The organism is Pseudomonas sp. KBS0707, assembly GCF_005937945.2.
GTDB lineage: Bacteria > Pseudomonadota > Gammaproteobacteria > Pseudomonadales > Pseudomonadaceae > Aquipseudomonas > Aquipseudomonas amygdali.
On sequence record NZ_CP041754.1, the window covers coordinates 285331 to 305426 of the forward strand.

Consider the following 20096-nt stretch of genomic DNA (forward strand, 5'->3'; position numbering starts at 1 on the left):
TCTGTACATGATTTCTCCAGCCTGATTCACCTGAACGCTTACTCCATCATCAAGGATCGATCATGGCTCTCCTCTGCACGTACACCTACGACCCGCTGGACCGTGTCTCCACATTGAACCCGCTGGCTCAGGTCCTCTCCAGTCGGTTCTATAACAGCGAGCAACTGATGACCGAGTTACTGGGCGACAGGCAACGAACCTGTATCCGCGCAGGCGGCCAGTTACTGGCGCAGCAGAGTCGCGAGGGCGAAGAGGTCGTGACGACGATGGTCGCCAGTGACCTGCACAACAGCGTTCTGCACGCGAGCGAAGACGGGAGGCAGGTTGATATCGCGTATACGCCGTTCGGGCATCGTCAAGCCGAGCAGACAGTCGCAGCACTACCCGGTTTCAACGGCGAGCAGCCTGACCTGGTAACCGGCCATTACCTGCTCGGCAATGGCTATCGCGCCTACAACCCGGTGCTGATGCGCTTTAACAGCCCGGACAGTTTTAGCCCGTTTGGTGAGGGTGGGTTGAATGCGTATGCGTATGGGCTAAACAATCCGATCAAATACATAGACCCGACCGGGCATTTTTCGTCTTTCTTAAGTGGGGTTTTGGCGGCTGGGTTATTGCTCACTGGAGGTGGGTCAATTTATGTGTCTACGCACGTAAAAGAATCGAATCCAACGCTCAGTGGGGTGCTTATGGGCGTGGGCAGTGTGTTAGCTGTTGCGGGCGTTGGTTTTGCTCTGAGTTCAATTGTAAAGAAGGCTGCTGGAGTGGGGCGTTCAACCTCCAGGCTGGAGAGTTTCGGGCTTGCTAGAAAGAACCAGCGTCCGGCAGGCAGAAATTCGCTAATATTTCCAAATCAACGCCCTCCGCAATCCAGTGCTGATTTACCGGCCGCATCCTTTGCATTACCACGACCACGGCTATTACCATCAAGCGTCGCGCCGGCACGGTCGGCTACTATTCGCAGAACGGGCTATCCTAAATACCGAAATATAAGAAGGCCTGTTTTTCAAAAGTATTTTTATGAAGTAGATAGGATGCCAACTATACCTGAACAACCCTCGCATTCAATCCGTGGGGGGCATGAATCGGTGGTTTGATATATACACTATGTTCAAGTTCGGCAGAGACATTCAAGACAGTGTCTCTGCAGGAGTTTGAACTGACCACATTCAAAAGAAAGCTGCTGCGGGCCCCTCCCGCGCAACCTCTGCCCAGTTAATGAACCCTCCCTCTCGCGCACAGTCGCATAGTCACGCTATTCTCTCGCCCTATCGCGCCCACATCCGGCAGCCGCACAAGGAGTCTGCATGCCCGTTCTTCCTTCCAGACTGGTTACATTCGGTCTCGCTGCTGCCTTGGCGATGTTAACGGGGTGTGGCGAGGAAAAACCGGCGGCGCCCGAACTGCCCAGGGTTTATGTGCAAACGGTAAAAAGTGCCGACTTCGCCGCCAGTGTCGCCCTGATCGGTGATGTTCAGGCGCGGGTGCAGACCCGGCTTTCATTCCGGGTCAATGGCAAGATCATTCAGCGTAATGTCGATGTGGGCGACCGGGTAACGGCCCGGCAGGTGCTGGCCCGGCTTGATCCGAAGGATTTGCAGATCAATGTCGATTCGGCCGCAGCCTCTGTGGCCGCCGAGCAGGCCCGCGTGAATCAGACCCGCGCCGCTTTTGTCCGGCAACAAAAGCTGTTGCCCAAAGGCTATACCAGCCGCAGTGAATATGACTCGGCCCAGGCCGCCTTGCGCGGCAGCGAAAGCTCGTTGAAGGCTGCGCAAGCGCAACTGGCCAATGCCCGTGAACAATTGGGGTATACCGCACTGGTCGCGGATGCGCCGGGTGTGATCACCGCGCGTCAGGCTGAAGTCGGGCAGGTGGTGCAGGCCACGATGCCGATTTTCGATCTGGCACGCGACGGTGATCGGGATGCGGTGTTCAATGTCTACGAGTCCCTGTTCGTTCAGCCGCCGACCAATCAGCCTGTGCAGGTCACGCTGCTCGACAACCCGGACATCAAGGTCAGCGGCAAAGTACGCGAAGTGACCCCGGCAGTCTCGGCGCAAACCGGCACTTTACAGGTCAAGATCGCACTCGATCCGCTGCCTGAAGGCATGGACCTGGGCTCGGTAGTCAGCGTGGCGCTGAGCGCACCGGCCAATGCCAGTGTCGAGCTGCCTTGGGCGGCGCTGACCAAGGACCTTGGCGAGCAGTTGGGCAAGCCTGCCGTGTGGGTGGTGGACGAGCAGGGCAAAGTCAATTTGCGCAGGGTCACCGTTACTCGTTATCTGACTGCCAAAGTCATCATCGGCGACGGGCTTAAAAGTGGAGAGAAAGTCGTGGTGGCAGGCGGACAGTTGTTACACCCGGACATGCAGGTCGAGATTGCCGAACAGCCCAAACAGCAGAACGCGCAGGTGCAGCCATGAAGCGTCTGTCGTCATGCCTGTTGCTGGGCGGCCTTCTGTCCAGTGGCTTTCTGTTGAGTGGCTGCGGCAAGGACGAGGCCCCTCCGGAGCCGGTGCGTCCTGTGGTGTTCGTCGAAGCCAGGCCTGAGTCAAATCAGGATTTCGGGCGTTTTGCCGGCAATATTCAGGCGCGTTATCAGAGCGTGTTGGGTTTTCGTGTGGCGGGACGTATTGTCCGGCGCAACGTCGACGTAGGCGCTGAAGTGAAGAAAGGCGATTTGCTCGCCACCCTTGATCCGACCGATCAGCAGAATACAGTGCGTGCCCGGCAGGGCGACCTGGCCAATGTGCAGGCGCAGTTGATCAATGCTCAGGCCAATGCTCGCCGCCAGCAGGAACTGTTTGATCGCGGTGTGGGTGCCCAGGCGCAACTGGACATCGCCCTGACCGATCTGAAGACCGCCAGCTCGTCGCAGGAACAGGCCAAAGCCGCTGCACAACAGGCCCGCGATCAATTGAGCTACAGCGAGCTGCGCAGTGATCACGATGCTGTGGTCACCGAATGGAAAGTTGAAGCCGGTCAGGTTGTTACGGCCGGGCAGGAAGTCGTGACCCTGGCGCGGCCGGACATCAAGGAAGCGGTGATCGACCTCCCTGACACACTGGCCGACCAGCTGCCGTCCGACGTGGTATTCACCGTCGCCAGTCAGTTGAACCCGGAAGTGAACACCACCGCCACCATTCGTGAAATCGAACCTCAGGCCGACCGTACCACACGTACCCGCCGTGCACGTCTGACGCTGGCGCAAACGCCAGCGGCGTTCCGGCTGGGCACGGCCATCAGCGTGACGCTCAGCTCGACCATCACGCCGCGCATGCGTTTGCCGATCAATGCCTTGCAGCAGGCCGATGGCAAAAGCCAGATATGGATCGTCGACCCGCAAAACCAGACGGTCAACCCGAGGGCTGTGAACATTATCAGCCGTGACAGCAACAGCTTCGTGCTGGCCAATGGCGTCAAGGCAGGTGAAAAAGTGGTAAGCGCGGGCGTCAACAGCCTCAAGCCGGGCCAGAAAGTCAAAGTCGATGAGGAAAGCCCGCGATGAAAGGGAATTTCAATCTGTCCGAGTGGGCCATCAAGCATCAATCGTTCGTCTGGTACCTGATGTTTGTCGCGCTGCTGATGGGCGTGTTTTCCTACATGAAGCTTGGGCGCGAGGAAGACCCGTCCTTCACCATCAAGACCATGATTATCCAGACCCGCTGGCCGGGCGCGACGGTGGATGAGACCCTCAAGCAGGTCACCGACCGCATCGAGAAGAAGCTCGAAGAACTGGACTCGCTGGACTACGTGAAGAGCTACACACGACCGGGCGAGTCCACAGTCTTCGTCTACCTGCGTGACACCACCAGTGCCAAGGCGATACCGGAAATCTGGTATCAGGTGCGCAAGAAGGTCGATGACATCCGTGGCCAGTTCCCGCAGGGCCTGCAAGGCCCGTCGTTCAACGACGAGTTCGGCGATGTATACGGCTCGATCTATGCGTTTACCGCAGACGGTTTCTCGATGCGTCAGTTGCGTGACTACGTCGAGAAGGTCCGCGCCGACATCCGCGACGTGCCCGGGCTGGGCAAGGTCGAGATGATCGGTCAGCAGGACGAAGTGGTGTACCTGAACTTCTCGACACGCAAGCTCGCAGCATTGGGCATCGACCAGAGCCAGGTGGTGCAAAGCCTGCAATCGCAGAACGCGGTGACGCCTGCCGGGGTGATAGAAGCCGGGCCGGAGCGGATCTCGGTGCGTACCTCCGGCCAGTTCGCGTCCGAGAAGGATCTGGCTGCAGTCAATCTGCGCATCAATGACCGTTTTTATCGTCTGAGCGACATTGCTGACATAACCCGTGGCTACACCGATCCGCCCAAGCCGCTGTTCCGCTTCGACGGCAAACCGGCGATAGGCCTGGCCATCGCGATGCAGAAGGGCGGCAATATCCAGTCGTTCGGCAAGGCGCTGCACGAACGTATGGACGCTACAACAGCGGAGCTGCCAGTCGGCATTGGCGTGCACAAGGTGTCGGATCAGGCCGAGGTGGTCAACAAGGCTGTGGGCGGCTTCACCAGCGCGTTGTTCGAGGCAGTGATTATCGTGCTGTTGGTCAGCTTCGTCAGCCTCGGGTTTCGCGCAGGGTTGGTGGTCGCGTGTTCGATTCCGCTGGTGTTGGCGATGGTGTTCGTGTTCATGGAATACAGCGGCATCACCATGCAACGGATTTCCCTCGGCGCGCTGATCATCGCCCTCGGCCTGCTGGTGGATGACGCCATGATTACCGTGGAAATGATGGTCACACGTTTGGAAATGGGTGAATCCAAGGAGCAGGCCGCGACGTACGCCTATACCTCGACAGCGTTCCCGATGCTCACCGGTACGCTGGTGACCGTGGCCGGCTTTGTGCCGATCGGCCTGAACAACAGCTCTGCGGGGGAATACACATTCACGCTGTTTGCCGTGATAGCCGTGGCGATGCTGGTGTCGTGGCTGGTCGCCGTTCTGTTCGCACCGGTGATCGGCGTGCACATTCTGAGCGCCAACATCAAACCGAAATCCGAAGAGCCGGGCCGCATCGGCCGGGCATTCAACGGCAGCATGCTCTGGGCCATGCGCCATCGCTGGCTGGCGATTGCCATCACGGTAGGGTTGTTCGCCGCGTCGCTGTTCTCCATGCAGTTCGTGCAGAACCAGTTCTTCCCGTCTTCGGACCGCCCGGAAATTCTGGTCGACCTGAACCTGCCACAGAACGCCTCAATCAACGAAACGCGCAAGGTGGTGGATCGTTTTGAAGCGAGCCTCAAGGACGATCCGGACATCGAGCGCTGGAGCACCTACATCGGCCAGGGCGCGTTGCGTTTCTACCTGCCACTCGATCAGCAGCTGGAAAATCCGTTCTACGCCCAGCTGGTGATTGTCAGCAAAGGCCTGGAGGAGCGGAGCGCGTTGACTGCCCGTCTGCAAAAACGCTTGCGTGATGACTTCGTCGGCATCGGTTCGTATGTGCAGGCGCTGGAGATGGGCCCTCCGGTGGGTCGTCCGTTGCAGTATCGCGTCAGCGGCGAGAACATCGACAAGGTGCGCCAGCACGCCATCGAGCTGGCCAAACTGCTCGATCACAACTCGCATGTGGGCGAAGTGATCTACGACTGGAACGAGCCGGGCAAGGTGCTGCGCATCGATATCAATCAGGACAAGGCCCGGCAGTTGGGCCTGTCGTCGGAAGACGTCGCCAAGCTGATGAACAGCGTGGTCAGCGGTTCAACCGTGACCCAGGTGCGTGATGATATCTATCTGATCAATGTGATCGGACGTGCTGAAGACGCAGAACGCGGCACGCCGGAAACCCTGCAGAACCTGCAAATCGTGACCCAAACTGGAACATCCATTCCGCTGCTGGCGTTCGCCACCGTTGGTTACGAGCTGGAGCAGCCGTTGGTCTGGCGCCGCGATCGCATGCCGACCATCACCGTCAAGGGCGCGGTACGGGACGCGATTCAGCCAACCGATCTGGTCAAACAGCTGCAACCTGAAATCGACAAGTTCGCCGCTGGTCTGCCGGTCGGCTACAAGGTTGCAACGGGCGGCACGGTCGAAGAAAGCAGCAAGGCGCAGGGGCCGATTGCCAGCGTTGCGCCGCTGATGCTGTTCCTCATGGCGACGTTCCTGATGATTCAGTTGCACAGCATTCAGAAGATGTTTCTGGTGGCCAGTGTCGCGCCTCTGGGGCTAATCGGTGTGGTGCTGGCGCTGATCCCGACGGGGACGCCACTGGGGTTCGTGGCGATTCTCGGGGTGCTGGCGCTGATCGGCATCATCATCCGCAACTCGGTGATTCTGGTGACACAGATCGATGCCTATGAGCGCAGTGGGTATCTGCCTTGGGACGCTGTGGTCGAAGCCACCGAGCATCGCCGTCGTCCGATTTTGCTGACCGCGGCCGCGGCGAGCCTGGGCATGATCCCTATTGCGCGGGAAGTGTTCTGGGGCCCGATGGCCTACGCCATGATCGGTGGCATCATCATCGCCACGTTGCTGACCCTGCTATTCCTGCCTGCGTTGTACGTGGCCTGGTACCGCATCAAGGAACCAACCGACGAACAGCGTCGCGAAGCGGCTGACAAGGGTGACGGCGAGCACGCGCAGCCAGCGCATTGAGGTCGGCGTGCCCTGCCGCCTGTAACGCGGGGCAGGGCTGACGACCCGGCAATCAGTCGGTCTCGCCTGCGTCCTTGACGTCGATCGTGGACAGGGTGAGGTTGGCGAACCGTACCGGGCCGAACGGCGAGGCCTTTGTCAGGCCTGAAGGCGAAAAGCTGGAGGTCTCCGCCGGGGCAGATATATTCAAGAAGCATTTCTTGAGCTGCACCTGAAAATCGAAGTCGCCAGAATAATGCACCCATTCCTGAGTTGCGAAGTTTACGACCTGCGTCAGATTAATCTCATCCTTAATGGTGTAGCCACCCACGACCACGACGAAGAACACCTCGTCTACATCCTCTGCGTTAAGAACGTCGAACTCGAGATGCAGACGCTGGGCGGGCAGTTCAATAATAGACTGGCTTACGGTCACTCCTGTATTCAGCTTGATGCTTTGACCTTCGCCTTTGGGCTTGAAGTCTGGCTCAAAGTCCACTGGGGCTGTCCAGTGAGTAAGATTGTCGCTGAAATCGCCATTTTCCAGATATTCGTTCGCCATGATCAGTTCCTTTGATCGATTCGGATGGATGCAAGCCGCCTGTTTAAGTGGCTGAATCTATCCTAAGACGCACAGGTTGCTGAACGATACTGTCAGAAGTACCAGCACACGAACTGCACAGCGCCGCACATCACTGACGCCGCCAGACACTCGCCAACCAAGGCTGCTGCTCTCTCGGCAACCCGGCGGGGCGGTAGTAGTGTTCCAGCTCGCTAAACCCGGCTTCGGTCAGCAGTTCGCGCCATGTTTCGAGGTCGTGGTACGCGCCGTAACGCTCGCCGTTCCAGCCTTCCTGATTCTCACCACGCGGGTTGGAGCTGAACAGCACGCCGCCCGGTTTGAGTGTGGCATACAGTTCGCGCAGCACGCGTGGCAGTTCCTGTCTGGGGATGTGGAACAGCACTGCGTTGGCGAAGAGGCCATCGAAGCGGCCTTGCGGCAGGTCGAGTTCGAGGAAGTTCTGCTGTAGCACTTCGCAACCGGTCTCGGCGCGTGCCATTTCGGCGAAACGTTCGGAGCCGTCTAGCCCGACCGCCACATGGCCCATCGCTGTGAACGTCTTCAAATCACGCCCCGGCCCGCAGCCGAAGTCGAGAATCTGCAACGGTGCCGGGCCTTCGATATGCCGCAACAGGGCACCGATATTCTGGCTGACGTCGTGGTCGCGTGTGCCTTCGCGAAATTCGTCGGCCACGCTGTTGTAATGGCTGACGGTGGTCGAGGTAATCTGCGCAAGCGTCTGAGGGTCGAGTTTCATCAGGGGCGGTCCGGTAAAGGAAGACCGCCAATATACCCTCGCTGCGTTGCGGCTGCTCAGCGCCTGTCGAAGCTGCGCGCCAGCCGGTCACCGCCCAGTTGCACCAGCGCTACGACCGCCACCAGCAAGACGATCACGGTCAGCATCACCTGCGTATCGAAGCGCTGATAGCCGTAGCGATAGGCAATGTCGCCCAGCCCGCCTGCGCCGATGGCACCGGCCATGGCCGATGAGTTGATCATGGTCACCAGCGTGATGGTAAAGCCGCCGACGATGCCGGGGCGCGCTTCTGGCAGCAATACGTGCCAGATGATGTGCCAGCGCCGACAGCCCATCGCTTGCGCCGCTTCGACCAGGCCGTGATCGACCTCGCGCAGGCTCACTTCGGCGATCCGTGCAAAGAACGGCGTGGCAGCAATGGTCAGCGGCACAACGGCTGCCCAGACACCATACGTGGTGCCGACGATCATCCGCGTGAACGGGATCAGCGCGACCATCAGAATCAGGAAGGGAATAGAGCGAAACAGGTTCACGAAGGCACCCAGCACGCGGTTGATCCCCGGTGCCTCATAGATGCCGCCTTTGGAACTGGTGACCAGAATCACCGCCAGCGGGATGCCCAGCAGCAGTGCGATCAATGACGACACACCGACCATCAAAAACGTGTCGAGGGTGCCTTGCAGCAAACGATCAACCCACATAACCCAATACCTCCGCGCGTGGCGCCAGTTGACGGGCGCGTGCCAGCAACTCGTCGCGTGTATGTACTGAGCCGGCGACCGACAGAATCAAGTGGCCGATGGCCCGCTCCTGAATGCGCTCGACCCCGCCCTGCAGCAATTGCACCTTGCCGCCCAGCGCGGCAAACAGCGCGGCCAGATCAGGCCCCTGGTCACTGGCACCGGTAAAATGCACATCCAGTAACAGAGCTGCATCAGGCCGTTGCGGCTGATCGCTCAGACGCTCGGCCCATTCCTTCGGCAGCCCGGTTTGCAGCGGTGCCAGCAGGGTTTTGCTGACGTCGTGCTGCGGGTCGCCAAACACTTGCCAGACCGGCCCTTGCTCGACTATCCGGCCTTGCTCCAGCACCACAACGCGGTGGCAGATATCACGAATAACCGCCATTTCATGGGTGATCAGCACGATGGTCAGGCCCAGGCGCTGATTGATTTCGCGCAACAGGCCCAAGATCGACTGAGTGGTTTCCGGGTCCAGTGCTGAAGTGGCCTCGTCGCACAACAGGATTGCGGGATCATGCACCAGTGCGCGGGCAATGCCGACGCGCTGTTTCTGCCCGCCGGACAGTTGCGCGGGGTATGCGTTGTGTTTGTCCTGCAAACCCACCAGTTCCAGCAACTGCGCGACCTTGCGCGCGCGTTGCTCCCTGGGCACGCCTGCGACCTTGAGCGGCAGCTCGACGTTCTGCCAGACGGTTTTGGCCGACATCAGGTTGAAGTGCTGGAAGATCATGCCGATGCGTCGGCGCAGCTCCACCAGTTTGTCTTCGTCGAACTCGCCGATGTCCACCTGATCGATCAGCACCCGGCCGCTGCTGGGTTGTTCCAGGCGATTGATGGTGCGGATCAGCGAGGACTTGCCTGCGCCGCTGCGGCCGATAATGCCGAAGATCTCGCCGCGCTGGACAGCCAGGTCGATATTGCCCAGCGCTTCAACAGGGCCTTGCTTGCCGTGATAGGTCTTGCCCAGGTTGATGAACCGCACATGGGCGCGATTCAGCTCTGGGTGCAGCTCGGCCTGTTGCGCCAGTGTGCTTGCGCTCGGGGTGTCGAGTGGCAGTTGGCGTTGCGCGGTTGCGGTCATTCTTTCCATCCCGCCTGGTAAAGCTTGCCGTTGACCTTGTCCAGCGAAGCGCGGACGACGGGCGAGTGCTGATAGATATCGACGAATTTAGCCAGACGCGGGTCGTCCTTGTGGTCAGGTTTGATCACGAACTGAATGACGTATTCCGGGTGGTCCAGGCCATCGAACAGGATGGCCGAGTCGGCGGGAAAGGTTTTGGCCAGACGGATATAGGCAGGGTAGCCCTGCACCAGATCGGCGTCATCGTAGGCGCGCACCAGCTGTACGGCTTCAACCTGAATGATCTTGAGCTTTTTCGGGTTGGCGGTGATGTCTTCCTCGGTCGCCTTGTAGCCGACACCTTGCTTGAGCGTGATCAGCCCGGCCTTGGCCAGCAGTTGCAGGCCGCGTCCACTGTTGATCGGGTCATTGGCAATGGCCACGGTGGCGCCGGTCGGCAGCTCATCGAAGCTTTTGTACTTTTTCGAGTACAGACCCACGTTGTTGATGATTCCCGGCGCGTAGGGCACCAGGCCGAAACCGGCGGCTTCATTGGCGTTGGTCAGGAAAGGGATGTGCTGGAAGTAGTTCACGTCTATATCGCCTGCGGCGAGGGTGACGTTGGGGGCGATCCAGTCGGTGAATTCGACCAGCTCGACTTTCAGGCCCTGCTTGCCAGCTTCTTCGACAGCGGCTTCAAGCGGTATGGCGAAGGCTGCCGTGGTGCCGACTTTCAAGGGCTTGTCGTCAGCGTAAGCGGTCAGGGTCAACAGCCCGAGGGCCAGTGCAGCGAGGGTTTTGCTCATGGTGCGGTCCTTTAAGAAATTATTGCTCCTGCGTTCTGCACAAAGTCCTGAGATTCCTTGAATATGGAGCTTCGTGGGAGCGGACTTGTCCGCGAAGACGGTATCTCAGTAGATGCATTTTCAGAGAATATACCGGCCCTTTCGCGGACAAGTCCGCTCCCACGACCTTCGGCCAGAATCAAGAGCAGACTTATGTATAACGCCGAGCATTCTGCGTGGTAATGCCGTTCTGGACGCTCTGCGTCCGTTTGAAAATCAAATACGCCGGTGTGCCGCTCCCGCGTGCCGTTCCGGCAATCGATCCGTACCTTCCGGAAACAGTTTTTTGCGCAGGCTGCCGTCTTCGTAAGCGGTCTTGTAGGACCCGCGGCGTTGCAGCTCCGGGATCACCAGATCGATGAAGTCCTCGTAGCTCTCTGGCGTGACGATGCGGGTCAGGTTGAAACCATCCAGGCCGGTTTCTGCAATCCACGATTCCAGCTCATCAGCGACCTGTTCAGGCGAGCCGACCAGGGTGATATAACGGCCGCCCAGCGCGTGCTGATCTAGTAGTTTCTGGCGGGTCCAGTCGTTGTTTTTCAGGTTTCTGGTCGCGGACTGAATGGCGTTGCTCTTCACGTATTGAATGGGTTCGTCCAGTTCGTAGTCGGCAAAATCGATACCGGTCGACGCCGCAAAGTGCGCCACGCCTGCTTCGGCGCTGGCATGGTGGCGGTACTCGGCGTGTTTCTCCCGAGCCAGCGCCTCGGTCGCGGCGACAATGACGTTAAGGCCCATGAACACCTTGATGTCCTCCGGGTTGCGCCCGGCCTTCACTGCGCTGGCGCGCACCTTGTCTACCTGCTCGCGGGTCGCGGTCTTGTTCTGGCCGCTGATGAACACGCATTCTGCGTTTTGCCCGGCAAATTGCAGGCCGCGCTCCGAACTGCCGGCCTGAAACAGCACTGGCGTGCGTTGCGGTGACGGCTCGCACAGGTGGTAGCCCTCGACCTGATAGAACTCGCCCTGGTGCCGTACCTTGTGCACCTTGCCCGGCTGGGCATAGACGCGCTGCTCGCGGTCATTGATGACGGCATCGTCTTCCCAACTGCCTTCCCAGAGTTTGTAGAGCACCTCCAGGTATTCATCGGCCTGATCGTAACGGCGGTCGTGCTCGTTCTGCTCGGTGAGACCCATCGCGCGCGCCGCGCTGTCGAGGTAGCCGGTCACGATGTTCCAGCCCACCCGGCCACGGCTCAGGTGATCCAGCGTCGACATGCGCCTGGCGAACAGATAGGGCGCGTCGTAGGTCAGGTTGGCGGTCAGGCCGAAGCCCAGGTGTTTCGTGACCCCTGCCATCGCCGAGACCAGCAGCAGTGGGTCGTTGACCGGCAACTGGATCGCCTCCTTGAGGGTAACGTCCACCGAGTTCTGATACACGTCATACACGCCCACGATGTCGGCGATGAACAGGCCGTCGAGCAACCCGCGTTCGAGCAGTTTCGCCAGGTCAGTCCAGTACTCCAGGCTGTTGAATTGCGTCGAGGTGTCCCGTGGATGGGTCCACAGGCCATGGTTGATATGGCCGATGCAGTTCATGTTGAACGCGTTGAGGAGGATCTTTTTACGCGCCATCAGATCGTCCCCCGCAGGGGAGGATTAGTGTCGTTGAGGTAGTAATTGCCGATGGCGTGAAACTTCCAGCGCACCGGATCGTGCAGCGTATGAACGCGCGCATTGCGCCAGTGGCGATCCAGGCCGTGTTCAGCCAGTGTCGATTGACTGCCAGCCAGTTCGAACAACGTGCTGCCGGCCGCCAGGGAAATCTCTGTGCTGATGGCGCGGGCTTCGGCCACGGCTATCGAGGCGGCGGCCACGGTTTCGGCATTGCTGTCTGCCTGGGCAACGTCGAGAAACTCCCCGGCGCGCTCGAGCAGTGCTTCGGCGGCGTGCAGGCGAATACCCAGCTTGCCGAAGCTGTGCAGCGTCAGTGGGTCGTCCACGGCCTTTTCGATACCCGAGTCGATCCACGGCCGGGTGCGCGTCTGCACGAAGGTCAGGGCGTCCTCAAAGGCTGCGCGGGCGATGCCGGTGTCGATCGCCGCATGAAGAATCTGCGCAAGCGGCCCGACCGTAGTGGGGCGCTGGAAAGCGCTCTGGAACGGCACGACGTCGTTAGCGCGGACGTACACGTTGTCGAACAGCACCGAGCCGCTGCCCGTGGTGCGCTGCCCGAAACCGCTCCAGTCGTCGATGACGGTCAGGCCCTCGCTGTCATGCGCGACGAAAACCAGTTGCTGCACACCCTCGTCGTCGATCACCGAGGTGGGAATACGTTGCGCGTACAGCGCGCCGGTCGCGTAGAACTTGCGGCCATTGATGCGATAACCGTCGCCGTCACGGGTCAGGCGAGTGGTGCGGTCATGTGCCGTTTTGGTCCCCAGTTCGGCCAGCGCGTTGCCGAACCGCACGCCAGCCAGCGCCTCGGCATACAGTTGCGCCTGTTGCTGCGGGTTGCCGTTCACGCGCAACACTTCGAGGGCATAGAAATGGTTTTGCGGAATCTGGCCCAGCGAGCCATCAGCTTCGGAAATCAGCTGTATCACCTTGGCCAGCGTAACGTTTGAAACACCCGCGCCGTCAAAGGCCTTCGGGACACTGATGCCCCACAGACCGGACTGACTGAACAGGTCGAGTTCGGCATGAGGCAAACGACGCTCGCGGTCGCGTTGTGCGCTGTCGGTCTTGAAGTGCAGGGCCAGTTCGCGCGCTGTTTGCAGGGCCTGAGCGTCACTGGTAATCAGCGCTGCGTTGTCGCGCGCCTGAAGGTTGGAACTCATCAAAGGTGTTCTCCAGTGGTCTGGTTCAGATCCAGGAATGGCGAGCAGGCAGGGTGCCGTTCAAATGCCAAGTGCCGACTGCGTGGTATTTCCAGCGCACCGGGTCGTGGAGGGTATGGACGCGTGCGTTACGCCAGTGGCGGTCGAGATTGAACTCGGCCAGGGTCGCGCGGCTGCCCGCCAGTTCGAACAGCTTTTCGCTGGCCAACAAGGAGATTTCGGTGGTCAGCACCTTGGCACGCGCCACGGCAATGGAAGCGCGCGCTGCCGAGTGCTCGTCTATGGGCGCAGCGTTGATTTCGTCGAGTTCCTGACCCGCCTTGCGCAGTAACGCTCCGGCGGCGTGTAGCTCAAGTTTCAGCTTGCCGATGTCGGCAATCACGTAGAGATCGTCGCTGGCACGCTCGACGTTGGCGTCGATCCACGGACGGGATTTCTCGCGAACGAACGCAATCGCATCATCAATTGCACCGCGAGCAATGCCCGCGTCTATCGCGGCCTGGATCAACTGCGATACCGCACCCTGAATATTGGGCGTCAGGGCCAGACGCCAGTTGTCGACCACCTGCCCGGCGTCGACCGCAACATTGTCGAGCAGCACGGTACCGCTTGCGGTGGTGCGCTGGCCAAAGCCCGACCAGTCATCGACGATGCGCAGCCCCGGTGTGCCGCGTTTGACGAAGGCCATGATCTGCCGGCCCTGATCATCCAGCGCCTTGACCGCGACCCAATGCGCAAACAACGCGCCGGTGGAATAGAATTTTTGTCCGGTGATAGTCAGGCGGTCGCCATTGGCGGTGATCCGTGCCTTGAGTTCCAGCGTGTTTTTGGTGCCACGCTCCGGCCCGGCGTTGCCGATGCGCCAGCCGTCCAGGACGCTCTGAAACAGTGTTTTTTTCTGCTGTTCGGTGGCGCTGCCCTGCAACAGGTGCAGGATGCCAAACTGATTTTGCGGAATTTGTCCCAATGCGGGGTCGGCAGCAGAAATAATCCTGAACACCTCGGCCACCGTGACGAACGATACTTGCGGCCCGCCGTACGCGCGCGGGATGGATATGCTGCCCAGTCCGCTACGGGTGAATTGTTCGATTTCAGCCCACGGCAAAGCGCGTTGCCGATCGCGGTTTGCAGCGTTGATCCTGGCTGCCGCTGCCAGTTCATGAGCGGCTGCAATGGCCTCGGCGTCGTTTTGCAACACCTTGGCCGCAAGCAGTCGGGGAGCTACGTCAGGCTCTTGTGAAGCCTCGACGTGGTGGGCTGCTACCGCCGCCGGATCAGACTCGCGTCGCTCACCGTCAGTAGGTACAGCCCTGGGTTTATCCACAGGGGTAGTTGTGAAAGGGACCATCGGAACCTCGTAGCAGTAGACCGCATCAAGTGCGGCTGGAAAAACATCACGATGTCCGGTGGTCCGGTATATATACCCTAAGCGTGTATAAAATTTTTTAAAACGTGCTTTTTGGAATAAGCATAGACAGTAATTGTCAGTCGTCTGCGTCCGTTCAGCGCCTCAACCGACGTCACCCGAGGTGCCAGACCGAGGTGCAGAATCAAATGCGAAATGAACACCGCTGACGCCTGCGCGATTTCGCCGTTTATTGCATGCGCGGCATAGGTTTAAAAAGTAGCGGACATAAGTTGCCAATGTTTATTTTATGGATGACTGCTATCACCGTGCCGGCTATTTTGCAGGTGATTTTTTCAGGAGCCTCGATTATTCGATTCGTCGTATTCAATCAGTTGAATGGCCCAGTGGCTGAACCCGTATTACCCGTGGCGGAGCCCAGAGCGAGTTGTTACCCACTCGGTCTATAACACAGTAAGTCACTTCCAGTTGTTGTTCCTCTCCGCCTTCCAGTATCAGCGCGGGCGGCACGACCAGATCGACAGGCTCACCGACGTCTTCGGCAACAAGCGGCGGCAGGTCCATACGCAAATCGCCCCAGCGCACAGTGATCTCGTCGTGAACAGCCATGTTCAGGTACGGTTCGATGGTCATCGGTAAACCGCCTTCCAGGTGCCTGCGCGACAGTCCTCGACGTATTACCGATGGCACAACATACAGCGGTGCCAGCCCCTGGTTTTCTTCCGTGTTGGTGCTGACCAATTGCCCGCCTGGTGCGTTCAGCTTCACCCACAGCTTGCGGCAGGGCGAGGTTACGGGCAAACCGCCTATTTTCATGACCCGGTAGTAAGTTCTTGCTTTGCCGTTCTGTAGAAAGCTTTCCGGCACGCGTAGGACAACGGGTTTGCCGACGTCAGATGCCTTCAATATTTTTGACGCGACGTAACAGCCGTCCCAGAACAGTTCGATCAGGTCTCCCTCGTCCATGCTGTCATAGGGGGCCACATGAACAAGCAGTTGAGAGGCACCTCTCACGCCTATGCCATGTCGGCTGGCCAGCGGTATGGAAGGGGCTGACAGGCCCATAGGGGTCGGTTTGCAAATGATTTGGCTCATGTACGGGTGCTCCTGATAATCAATAGTTCAAGTAACGATTCGTCATAAATTGTCATGTTGAAGTAATAAGAGGTGCGCTTAAGGCGGTGGGATAAGTACCTTAAGTATCCAACTTATGGCAAACATTACAAATGGTATGAAAAGAGGGCTTGAAACTTTAGTGTCTCACTAACTGAGTGATGTATATGAGCTAATGGGCTTTGCAGGCACTTGTCAATATGTGGGTGGCGTTTGTTAGTGTTTTACTTGAAAACCGGAGACTTCCTACACGGTTTATTTGGAACTGTTTACTTCGCGATAAACAACCGTCCTACCACAAAGTACCAATAGCAACAGGCAGTAACCGACGGAGGAGGGCTCCGAAGAGGGTGTTCGGCAAGGGGTGTGTGTCTCAGGCCAGCCGACTACGAATCAGGTATGAGAGCTGACGTAGGCCGATTTTATTATTTCGATGATTTTTCGGAAAATTACGCGGGAATTGAGCAAGGATCTTGAACGATTAACGCCTTCTGAAATGTAAGAAAAAAGCAGCGCCGTTGATGGACGCTGCTTTTTTGGGGACCTACCGGCATGATCAGTGACGAGTGCGCTCAAGAAACTGGAGACTGTCAGAAATTTTGTGTTCGGGCATAACATGTAGCTAGAGGTGCATGTATGCCGACCAAAAAGAAGTCCGCCAATGCAACAGCGAGGGAGTTGCCCTCGATTCCCCAAGAGCTGATCGAGCAGTTTGTTAAAGGCCCGATGAGCGCCGAAGCCATTCAAGACGCGTCCATGGCGTTCAAGAAGGCTCTGATCGAGCGTGCGCTAGGCGCCGAGCTGGGTCACCACCTTGGTTATCCTCAGGGCGCGGAGCGCCCTGAGGAGTCGACCAATCAGCGCAATGGCAAAAGCAGCAAGACGGTTCTGACCGACGACGGGCCGCTTCGCCTGGATATCCCCAGAGACCGCGATGGTAGCTTCGCCCCGATCCTGATTCCCAAGCACGAACGACGTTTTACAGGCTTCGACGACAAGATAATTGCCATGTACGCCCGGGGCATGACGGTGCGTGAGATCCGCGCTTTTCTATCTGAGCAGTATGGAACTGACGTGTCCCATGACTTCATCAGCTCAGTCACCGATGCGGTCATGGAAGAGGTGGGCGCTTGGCAGCAACGACCCTTGGAACCGATGTATCCGGTGATCTTCTTCGATGCGTTACGGGTCAAAATCCGGGACGAGGGGTTAGTGTGCAACAAGGCTATTTATCTGGCGCTGGGGGTATTACCTGATGGCACGCGCGACATTCTGGGTATATGGATCGAGAGCACCGAGGGTGCCAAGTTTTGGATGAAGGTGTTCAACGACCTCAAGACTCGTGGCGTTGAAGATGTTCTGATCGCCGTCACGGATGGCCTCAAAGGAATACCGGAGGCGTTGGGGGCGGTTTTTCCTGCCACGACGCTGCAAACCTGCATCGTGCATCTGATCCGCAACAGCTTGGACTATGCCGCTTGGGATAAACGTCGGGCACTGGCCAAAGCACTCAAGCCGATCTACCAGGCGATCAATGCCGATGTGGCTGAGCAAGAGCTTAACGCCTTTGAAGCGGGCCCCTGGGGCAAGCAGTATCCGACTGTAGTTGCTGCATGGCGTCGCGCCTGGGATCGGGTTATACCGTTTTTTGTTTTTCCGGCGGGCATTCGCAAAGTGGTTTACACGACCAATGCCATCGAGAGCATCAATGCCCAGTTACGCAAGATCATCAAGACTCGAGGGCACTTCCCGACCGATGAGGCTGCGACGAAACTGATATGGCTTGGGTTGCGCAACATCACCGCCAACTGGGGTCATGCGGCACACGACTGGAAAGTGGCAATGAATCAATTTGCGATCCTGTACGGAGACCGATTTACCAGACCGAGCTGGTAAAACAAGGGCCTGCCTGACGGCAGGCCCTAACCAGCCCGAACACAAAAAAACTGATACTCCCAGAAACTGCCGTGTGCGCTCTTCCTTAGGGTCGGCGAACAGTGCTTTGGCTTCGCCTTGCTCCACGATCACCCCCTTGTCGATGAAGATCACCCGGTTGGCGACCTCCCGTGCAAAGCTCATCTCGTGGGTGACGATCACCATCGTGCGCTTTTCTTCGGCCAGGGCGCGAATAGTGGTCAGCACCTCGCCAACCAGTTCCGGGTCCAGTGCCGAGGTTGGCTCGTCGAACAGAATCACTTGCGGCTCCATCGCCAGCGCCCGTGCAATCGCCACGCGCTGCTGCTGCCCGCCCGAGAGACGACGCGGGTAGGCGTCTTCCTTGCCGGTCAGACCGACCTTGGCGAGCAGTTTCCTGCCCAGCGCCTCGGCGGCTTCCCGCGCGACCTTCTTGACCACTACCGGGCCTTCAATGACGTTTTCCAGCGCTGTGCGATGCGGAAACAGATTGAAGTTCTGAAACACGAACCCTACCTGCTGGCGCAACTGGCGAATCAACCTCTGTTGCTGGTTCATGGAACGTGTGCCATCGATCTCGATGTCGCCCACCTTGATCCTGCCGCTATCCGGTGTCTCCAGCAGGTTCAGGCAGCGCAGCAGGGTGGTCTTGCCCGAGCCACTGGGACCGATGATGGCGACGACTTCCCCGGCTTCGATACGCAGATCTATGCCCTTGAGCACCTGATTGCCCTTGAATTTCTTGGTGAGTTTTTCAACGACTATCATGCGTCAGGTCTCCAGATCATGCCGGTTGACCCTGGCTTCCAGCTTGTTTTGCAGGTGCGAGAGCGCCGTGGCAAGGATCCAGTAGATCAGTGCGGCGGCCAGGTACATGGTGAAAATTTCAAAGGTGCGTGCGGTGATCAACTGCGCCTGGCGGAACAGCTCCGGCACCTGAATGGTGGCGGCCAGCGCGGTGTCCTTGACCAGCGAAATGAAGCTGTTGCCCAGCGGCGGCAAGGCCGTGCGTGCTGCTTGCGGCAGTATGGCCCGGCGCATGGTCTGCCAGCGGGTCATGCCGATGCTTGCGGCAGCCTCCCACTGACCGCGTTCCACAGAGCTGATGGCCGCACGCAGAATTTCACAAGCATAAGCGGCCATGTTCAACGAAAAGCCGATCAGTGCCGCGCTCAGGGGTTCAAGCTGGATACCCATTTCCGGCAGGCCGTAATAAATCACGAACAGCTGAACCAGCAAGGGCGTACCGCGAAAGAACGACACGTAGATGCGTGCAATCCAGTTCACCAGTTTGAGGCGCGACAGGCGCATCAATGCCAGGCCGAAGCCCAGCAGCAATCCGAAAAACATCCCGCCCAGGCTGAGGAAGACGGTGTAATACGCGCCCTTGAGCAGAAAGGGCGCGGAGTCCAGCGCGAGCTGAAGGCTCTCTTCGATCATTTGGTGACGTCAGCGTTGAAGTATTTCTTCGACAGTTTTTCCAGGGTGCCGTTGGCACGCAGTTTGTCGATGGCCTTGTCGATAGCTGCCTGCAACTCGGGTTCGCCTTTGCGCAGGGCAATGCCGGACTCCTGACGGGAAAACGCGTCACCTGCGGGCACCAGTTTGTTTTTGGTCTTGGTGGCCATTTCCAGGGCTGCCAGGCGATCAACGAGAATCGCGTCGATACGGCCTACACTCAGGTCCTGAATCTTGCTCGGGTCATCGTCATAGGTTTTGACGATTGCGCCCGGGACGTTTTCCTTCAACCATTGTTCGTAGTTGGTGCCCAGCCCCACGCCAACCTTCTTGCCGGTCAGGTCCTTGGCTGTCTTGATGGTGTCTGCGTTCTTCTTCAGAACCAGCGCCTGAATGCCGGACACGGTGTAGGGCTCGGAGAAGTCGTACTTCTTCTTGCGCTCCTCGGAGATGGTCACCTGATTGATCACCACATCCAGACGCTTGGAATCCAGAGCGGCCAGAATGCCGTCCCATTTCGATGGCTGGATCTTGGCTTTCACACCCAGTTCCTTGGCCAGCGCTTCGGAAAACTCTACTTCGAAGCCGGTGAGCTTGCCGTTTTCATCGACGAAGCTGAACGGCGGGTAAGTGCCTTCCAGGCCCACATTAAGCGTGCCGCTATCCTTGATTTTCTGCAGTTGCTCGCCAGCCATGGCTTGCCCGGCGATACCGGTACCGAGCATCAAGCCCAGTGCCGAGAAAAGAAACGTGCGACGAATAGCGGAAATGTTCATGCGAGCCCCTTGTTGGTATGGAAGTGTCTGGCCATTTTCTGACCCGACTCAAGCAACATCGTGCTGATTATTCAGCTTTTTTTCAGGCAGTTACGTCAGGTGTTGCGTCAGAGTTGTTGCCTGCCGGGCGCGACTAT

General features: G+C 58.6%; 16 protein-coding genes and 1 pseudogene. 5 read left to right on the top strand and 12 right to left on the bottom strand.

The annotated features are described in order from the left end of the window. The first annotated feature begins 62 nt into the window (after positions 1 to 62). The 4 genes from FFH21_RS01445 (at position 63) to FFH21_RS01460 (ending at position 6609) form a co-directional block, all read left to right on the top strand. Entirely contained in the window at positions 63 to 1097 is a 1035-nt protein-coding gene (locus tag FFH21_RS01445; protein ID WP_004654126.1) for an RHS repeat-associated core domain-containing protein, read from the top strand. A 210-nt stretch (positions 1098 to 1307) separates the two neighbouring features. Next, a complete protein-coding gene (locus tag FFH21_RS01450; RefSeq protein ID WP_011167436.1) occupies positions 1308 to 2426 on the top strand; it encodes an efflux RND transporter periplasmic adaptor subunit in 1119 nt (372 codons plus the stop codon). After that, on the top strand, positions 2423 to 3511 hold the full coding sequence (locus FFH21_RS01455; protein WP_004654132.1) for an efflux RND transporter periplasmic adaptor subunit: 1089 nt from the start codon (positions 2423 to 2425) through the stop codon (positions 3509 to 3511). Before FFH21_RS01450 ends, FFH21_RS01455 begins: the two co-directional genes overlap by 4 nt. Next, a complete protein-coding gene (locus FFH21_RS01460) occupies positions 3508 to 6609 on the top strand; it encodes an efflux RND transporter permease subunit (RefSeq protein WP_011167437.1) in 3102 nt (1033 codons plus the stop codon). The genes FFH21_RS01455 and FFH21_RS01460 overlap by 4 nt, the downstream gene beginning before the upstream one ends. A 52-nt stretch (positions 6610 to 6661) precedes the next feature. Here the strand turns inward: FFH21_RS01460 and FFH21_RS01465 are convergent, their stop codons facing one another. From FFH21_RS01465 to FFH21_RS01505, 9 genes are all read right to left on the bottom strand, one after another. After that, entirely contained in the window at positions 6662 to 7150 is a 489-nt protein-coding gene (locus FFH21_RS01465) for a hypothetical protein (protein WP_011167438.1), read from the bottom strand. A gap of 130 nt (positions 7151 to 7280) precedes the next feature. Continuing rightward, entirely contained in the window at positions 7281 to 7907 is a 627-nt protein-coding gene (locus FFH21_RS01470; RefSeq protein ID WP_004654142.1) for a bifunctional 2-polyprenyl-6-hydroxyphenol methylase/3-demethylubiquinol 3-O-methyltransferase UbiG, read from the bottom strand. 56 nt (positions 7908 to 7963) lie between these two features. After that, a complete protein-coding gene (locus FFH21_RS01475; protein ID WP_002551596.1) occupies positions 7964 to 8608 on the bottom strand; it encodes a methionine ABC transporter permease in 645 nt (214 codons plus the stop codon). Then, positions 8598 to 9728: a methionine ABC transporter ATP-binding protein gene (locus FFH21_RS01480; RefSeq protein ID WP_004654146.1), complete on the bottom strand. Its 1131-nt coding sequence runs from the start codon at positions 9726 to 9728 to the stop codon at positions 8598 to 8600. The genes FFH21_RS01475 and FFH21_RS01480 overlap by 11 nt, the downstream gene beginning before the upstream one ends. Further along, complete coding sequence (locus tag FFH21_RS01485) at positions 9725 to 10513, bottom strand: MetQ/NlpA family ABC transporter substrate-binding protein (RefSeq protein ID WP_004654148.1); 789 nt, start codon at positions 10511 to 10513, stop codon at positions 9725 to 9727. The genes FFH21_RS01480 and FFH21_RS01485 overlap by 4 nt, the downstream gene beginning before the upstream one ends. Positions 10514 to 10768: 255 nt before the next feature. Then, the gene (locus FFH21_RS01490) at positions 10769 to 12127 is read right to left on the bottom strand and encodes an LLM class flavin-dependent oxidoreductase (RefSeq protein WP_011167439.1); all 1359 of its coding nucleotides are present in this window, start codon (positions 12125 to 12127) and stop codon (positions 10769 to 10771) included. Further along, on the bottom strand, positions 12127 to 13332 hold the full coding sequence (locus FFH21_RS01495) for an SfnB family sulfur acquisition oxidoreductase (protein ID WP_004666514.1): 1206 nt from the start codon (positions 13330 to 13332) through the stop codon (positions 12127 to 12129). Before FFH21_RS01495 ends, FFH21_RS01490 begins: the two co-directional genes overlap by 1 nt. Positions 13333 to 13357: 25 nt before the next feature. After that, on the bottom strand, positions 13358 to 14530 hold the full coding sequence (locus tag FFH21_RS01500; protein ID WP_041924395.1) for an SfnB family sulfur acquisition oxidoreductase: 1173 nt from the start codon (positions 14528 to 14530) through the stop codon (positions 13358 to 13360). A gap of 534 nt (positions 14531 to 15064) precedes the next feature. Further along, entirely contained in the window at positions 15065 to 15793 is a 729-nt protein-coding gene (locus FFH21_RS01505) for a hypothetical protein (RefSeq protein ID WP_004654158.1), read from the bottom strand. A gap of 654 nt (positions 15794 to 16447) precedes the next feature. Here FFH21_RS01505 and FFH21_RS01510 point away from each other — a divergent pair. Next, positions 16448 to 17707 (top strand): IS256-like element ISPsy17 family transposase, encoded by a 1260-nt coding sequence (locus FFH21_RS01510; RefSeq protein WP_004666928.1) that lies wholly within the window; start codon positions 16448 to 16450, stop codon positions 17705 to 17707. A 60-nt stretch (positions 17708 to 17767) separates the two neighbouring features. Here FFH21_RS01510 and tcyN read toward each other — a convergent pair. From tcyN to tcyJ, 3 genes and pseudogenes are all read right to left on the bottom strand, one after another. Then, positions 17768 to 18493: pseudogene (tcyN, locus tag FFH21_RS01520) on the bottom strand (L-cystine ABC transporter ATP-binding protein TcyN); the annotation flags it as partial. 3 nt (positions 18494 to 18496) lie between these two features. Continuing rightward, positions 18497 to 19165 (bottom strand): cystine ABC transporter permease, encoded by a 669-nt coding sequence (gene tcyL, locus FFH21_RS01525; RefSeq protein ID WP_004666511.1) that lies wholly within the window; start codon positions 19163 to 19165, stop codon positions 18497 to 18499. Next, positions 19162 to 19959 carry a cystine ABC transporter substrate-binding protein gene (gene tcyJ, locus FFH21_RS01530; protein ID WP_004654165.1) on the bottom strand — a complete coding sequence of 266 codons (798 nt, stop codon included), beginning with the start codon at positions 19957 to 19959 and terminating at the stop codon, positions 19162 to 19164. Before tcyJ ends, tcyL begins: the two co-directional genes overlap by 4 nt. Positions 19960 to 20096 lie beyond the last annotated feature (137 nt).

Coding starts and splice junctions, on each gene's coding strand:
- FFH21_RS01445 (WP_004654126.1), top strand. CDS start 63: ATGGCTCTCCTCTGCACGTACACCTACGACCCGCTGGACCGTGTCTCC.
- FFH21_RS01450 (WP_011167436.1), top strand. CDS start 1,308: ATGCCCGTTCTTCCTTCCAGACTGGTTACATTCGGTCTCGCTGCTGCC.
- FFH21_RS01455 (WP_004654132.1), top strand. CDS start 2,423: ATGAAGCGTCTGTCGTCATGCCTGTTGCTGGGCGGCCTTCTGTCCAGT.
- FFH21_RS01460 (WP_011167437.1), top strand. CDS start 3,508: ATGAAAGGGAATTTCAATCTGTCCGAGTGGGCCATCAAGCATCAATCG.
- FFH21_RS01465 (WP_011167438.1), bottom strand. CDS start 7,150: ATGGCGAACGAATATCTGGAAAATGGCGATTTCAGCGACAATCTTACT.
- FFH21_RS01470 (WP_004654142.1), bottom strand. CDS start 7,907: ATGAAACTCGACCCTCAGACGCTTGCGCAGATTACCTCGACCACCGTC.
- FFH21_RS01475 (WP_002551596.1), bottom strand. CDS start 8,608: ATGTGGGTTGATCGTTTGCTGCAAGGCACCCTCGACACGTTTTTGATG.
- FFH21_RS01480 (WP_004654146.1), bottom strand. CDS start 9,728: ATGACCGCAACCGCGCAACGCCAACTGCCACTCGACACCCCGAGCGCA.
- FFH21_RS01485 (WP_004654148.1), bottom strand. CDS start 10,513: ATGAGCAAAACCCTCGCTGCACTGGCCCTCGGGCTGTTGACCCTGACC.
- FFH21_RS01490 (WP_011167439.1), bottom strand. CDS start 12,127: ATGGCGCGTAAAAAGATCCTCCTCAACGCGTTCAACATGAACTGCATC.
- FFH21_RS01495 (WP_004666514.1), bottom strand. CDS start 13,332: ATGAGTTCCAACCTTCAGGCGCGCGACAACGCAGCGCTGATTACCAGT.
- FFH21_RS01505 (WP_004654158.1), bottom strand. CDS start 15,793: ATGAGCCAAATCATTTGCAAACCGACCCCTATGGGCCTGTCAGCCCCT.
- FFH21_RS01510 (WP_004666928.1), top strand. CDS start 16,448: ATGCCGACCAAAAAGAAGTCCGCCAATGCAACAGCGAGGGAGTTGCCC.
- tcyL (WP_004666511.1), bottom strand. CDS start 19,165: ATGATCGAAGAGAGCCTTCAGCTCGCGCTGGACTCCGCGCCCTTTCTG.
- tcyJ (WP_004654165.1), bottom strand. CDS start 19,959: ATGAACATTTCCGCTATTCGTCGCACGTTTCTTTTCTCGGCACTGGGC.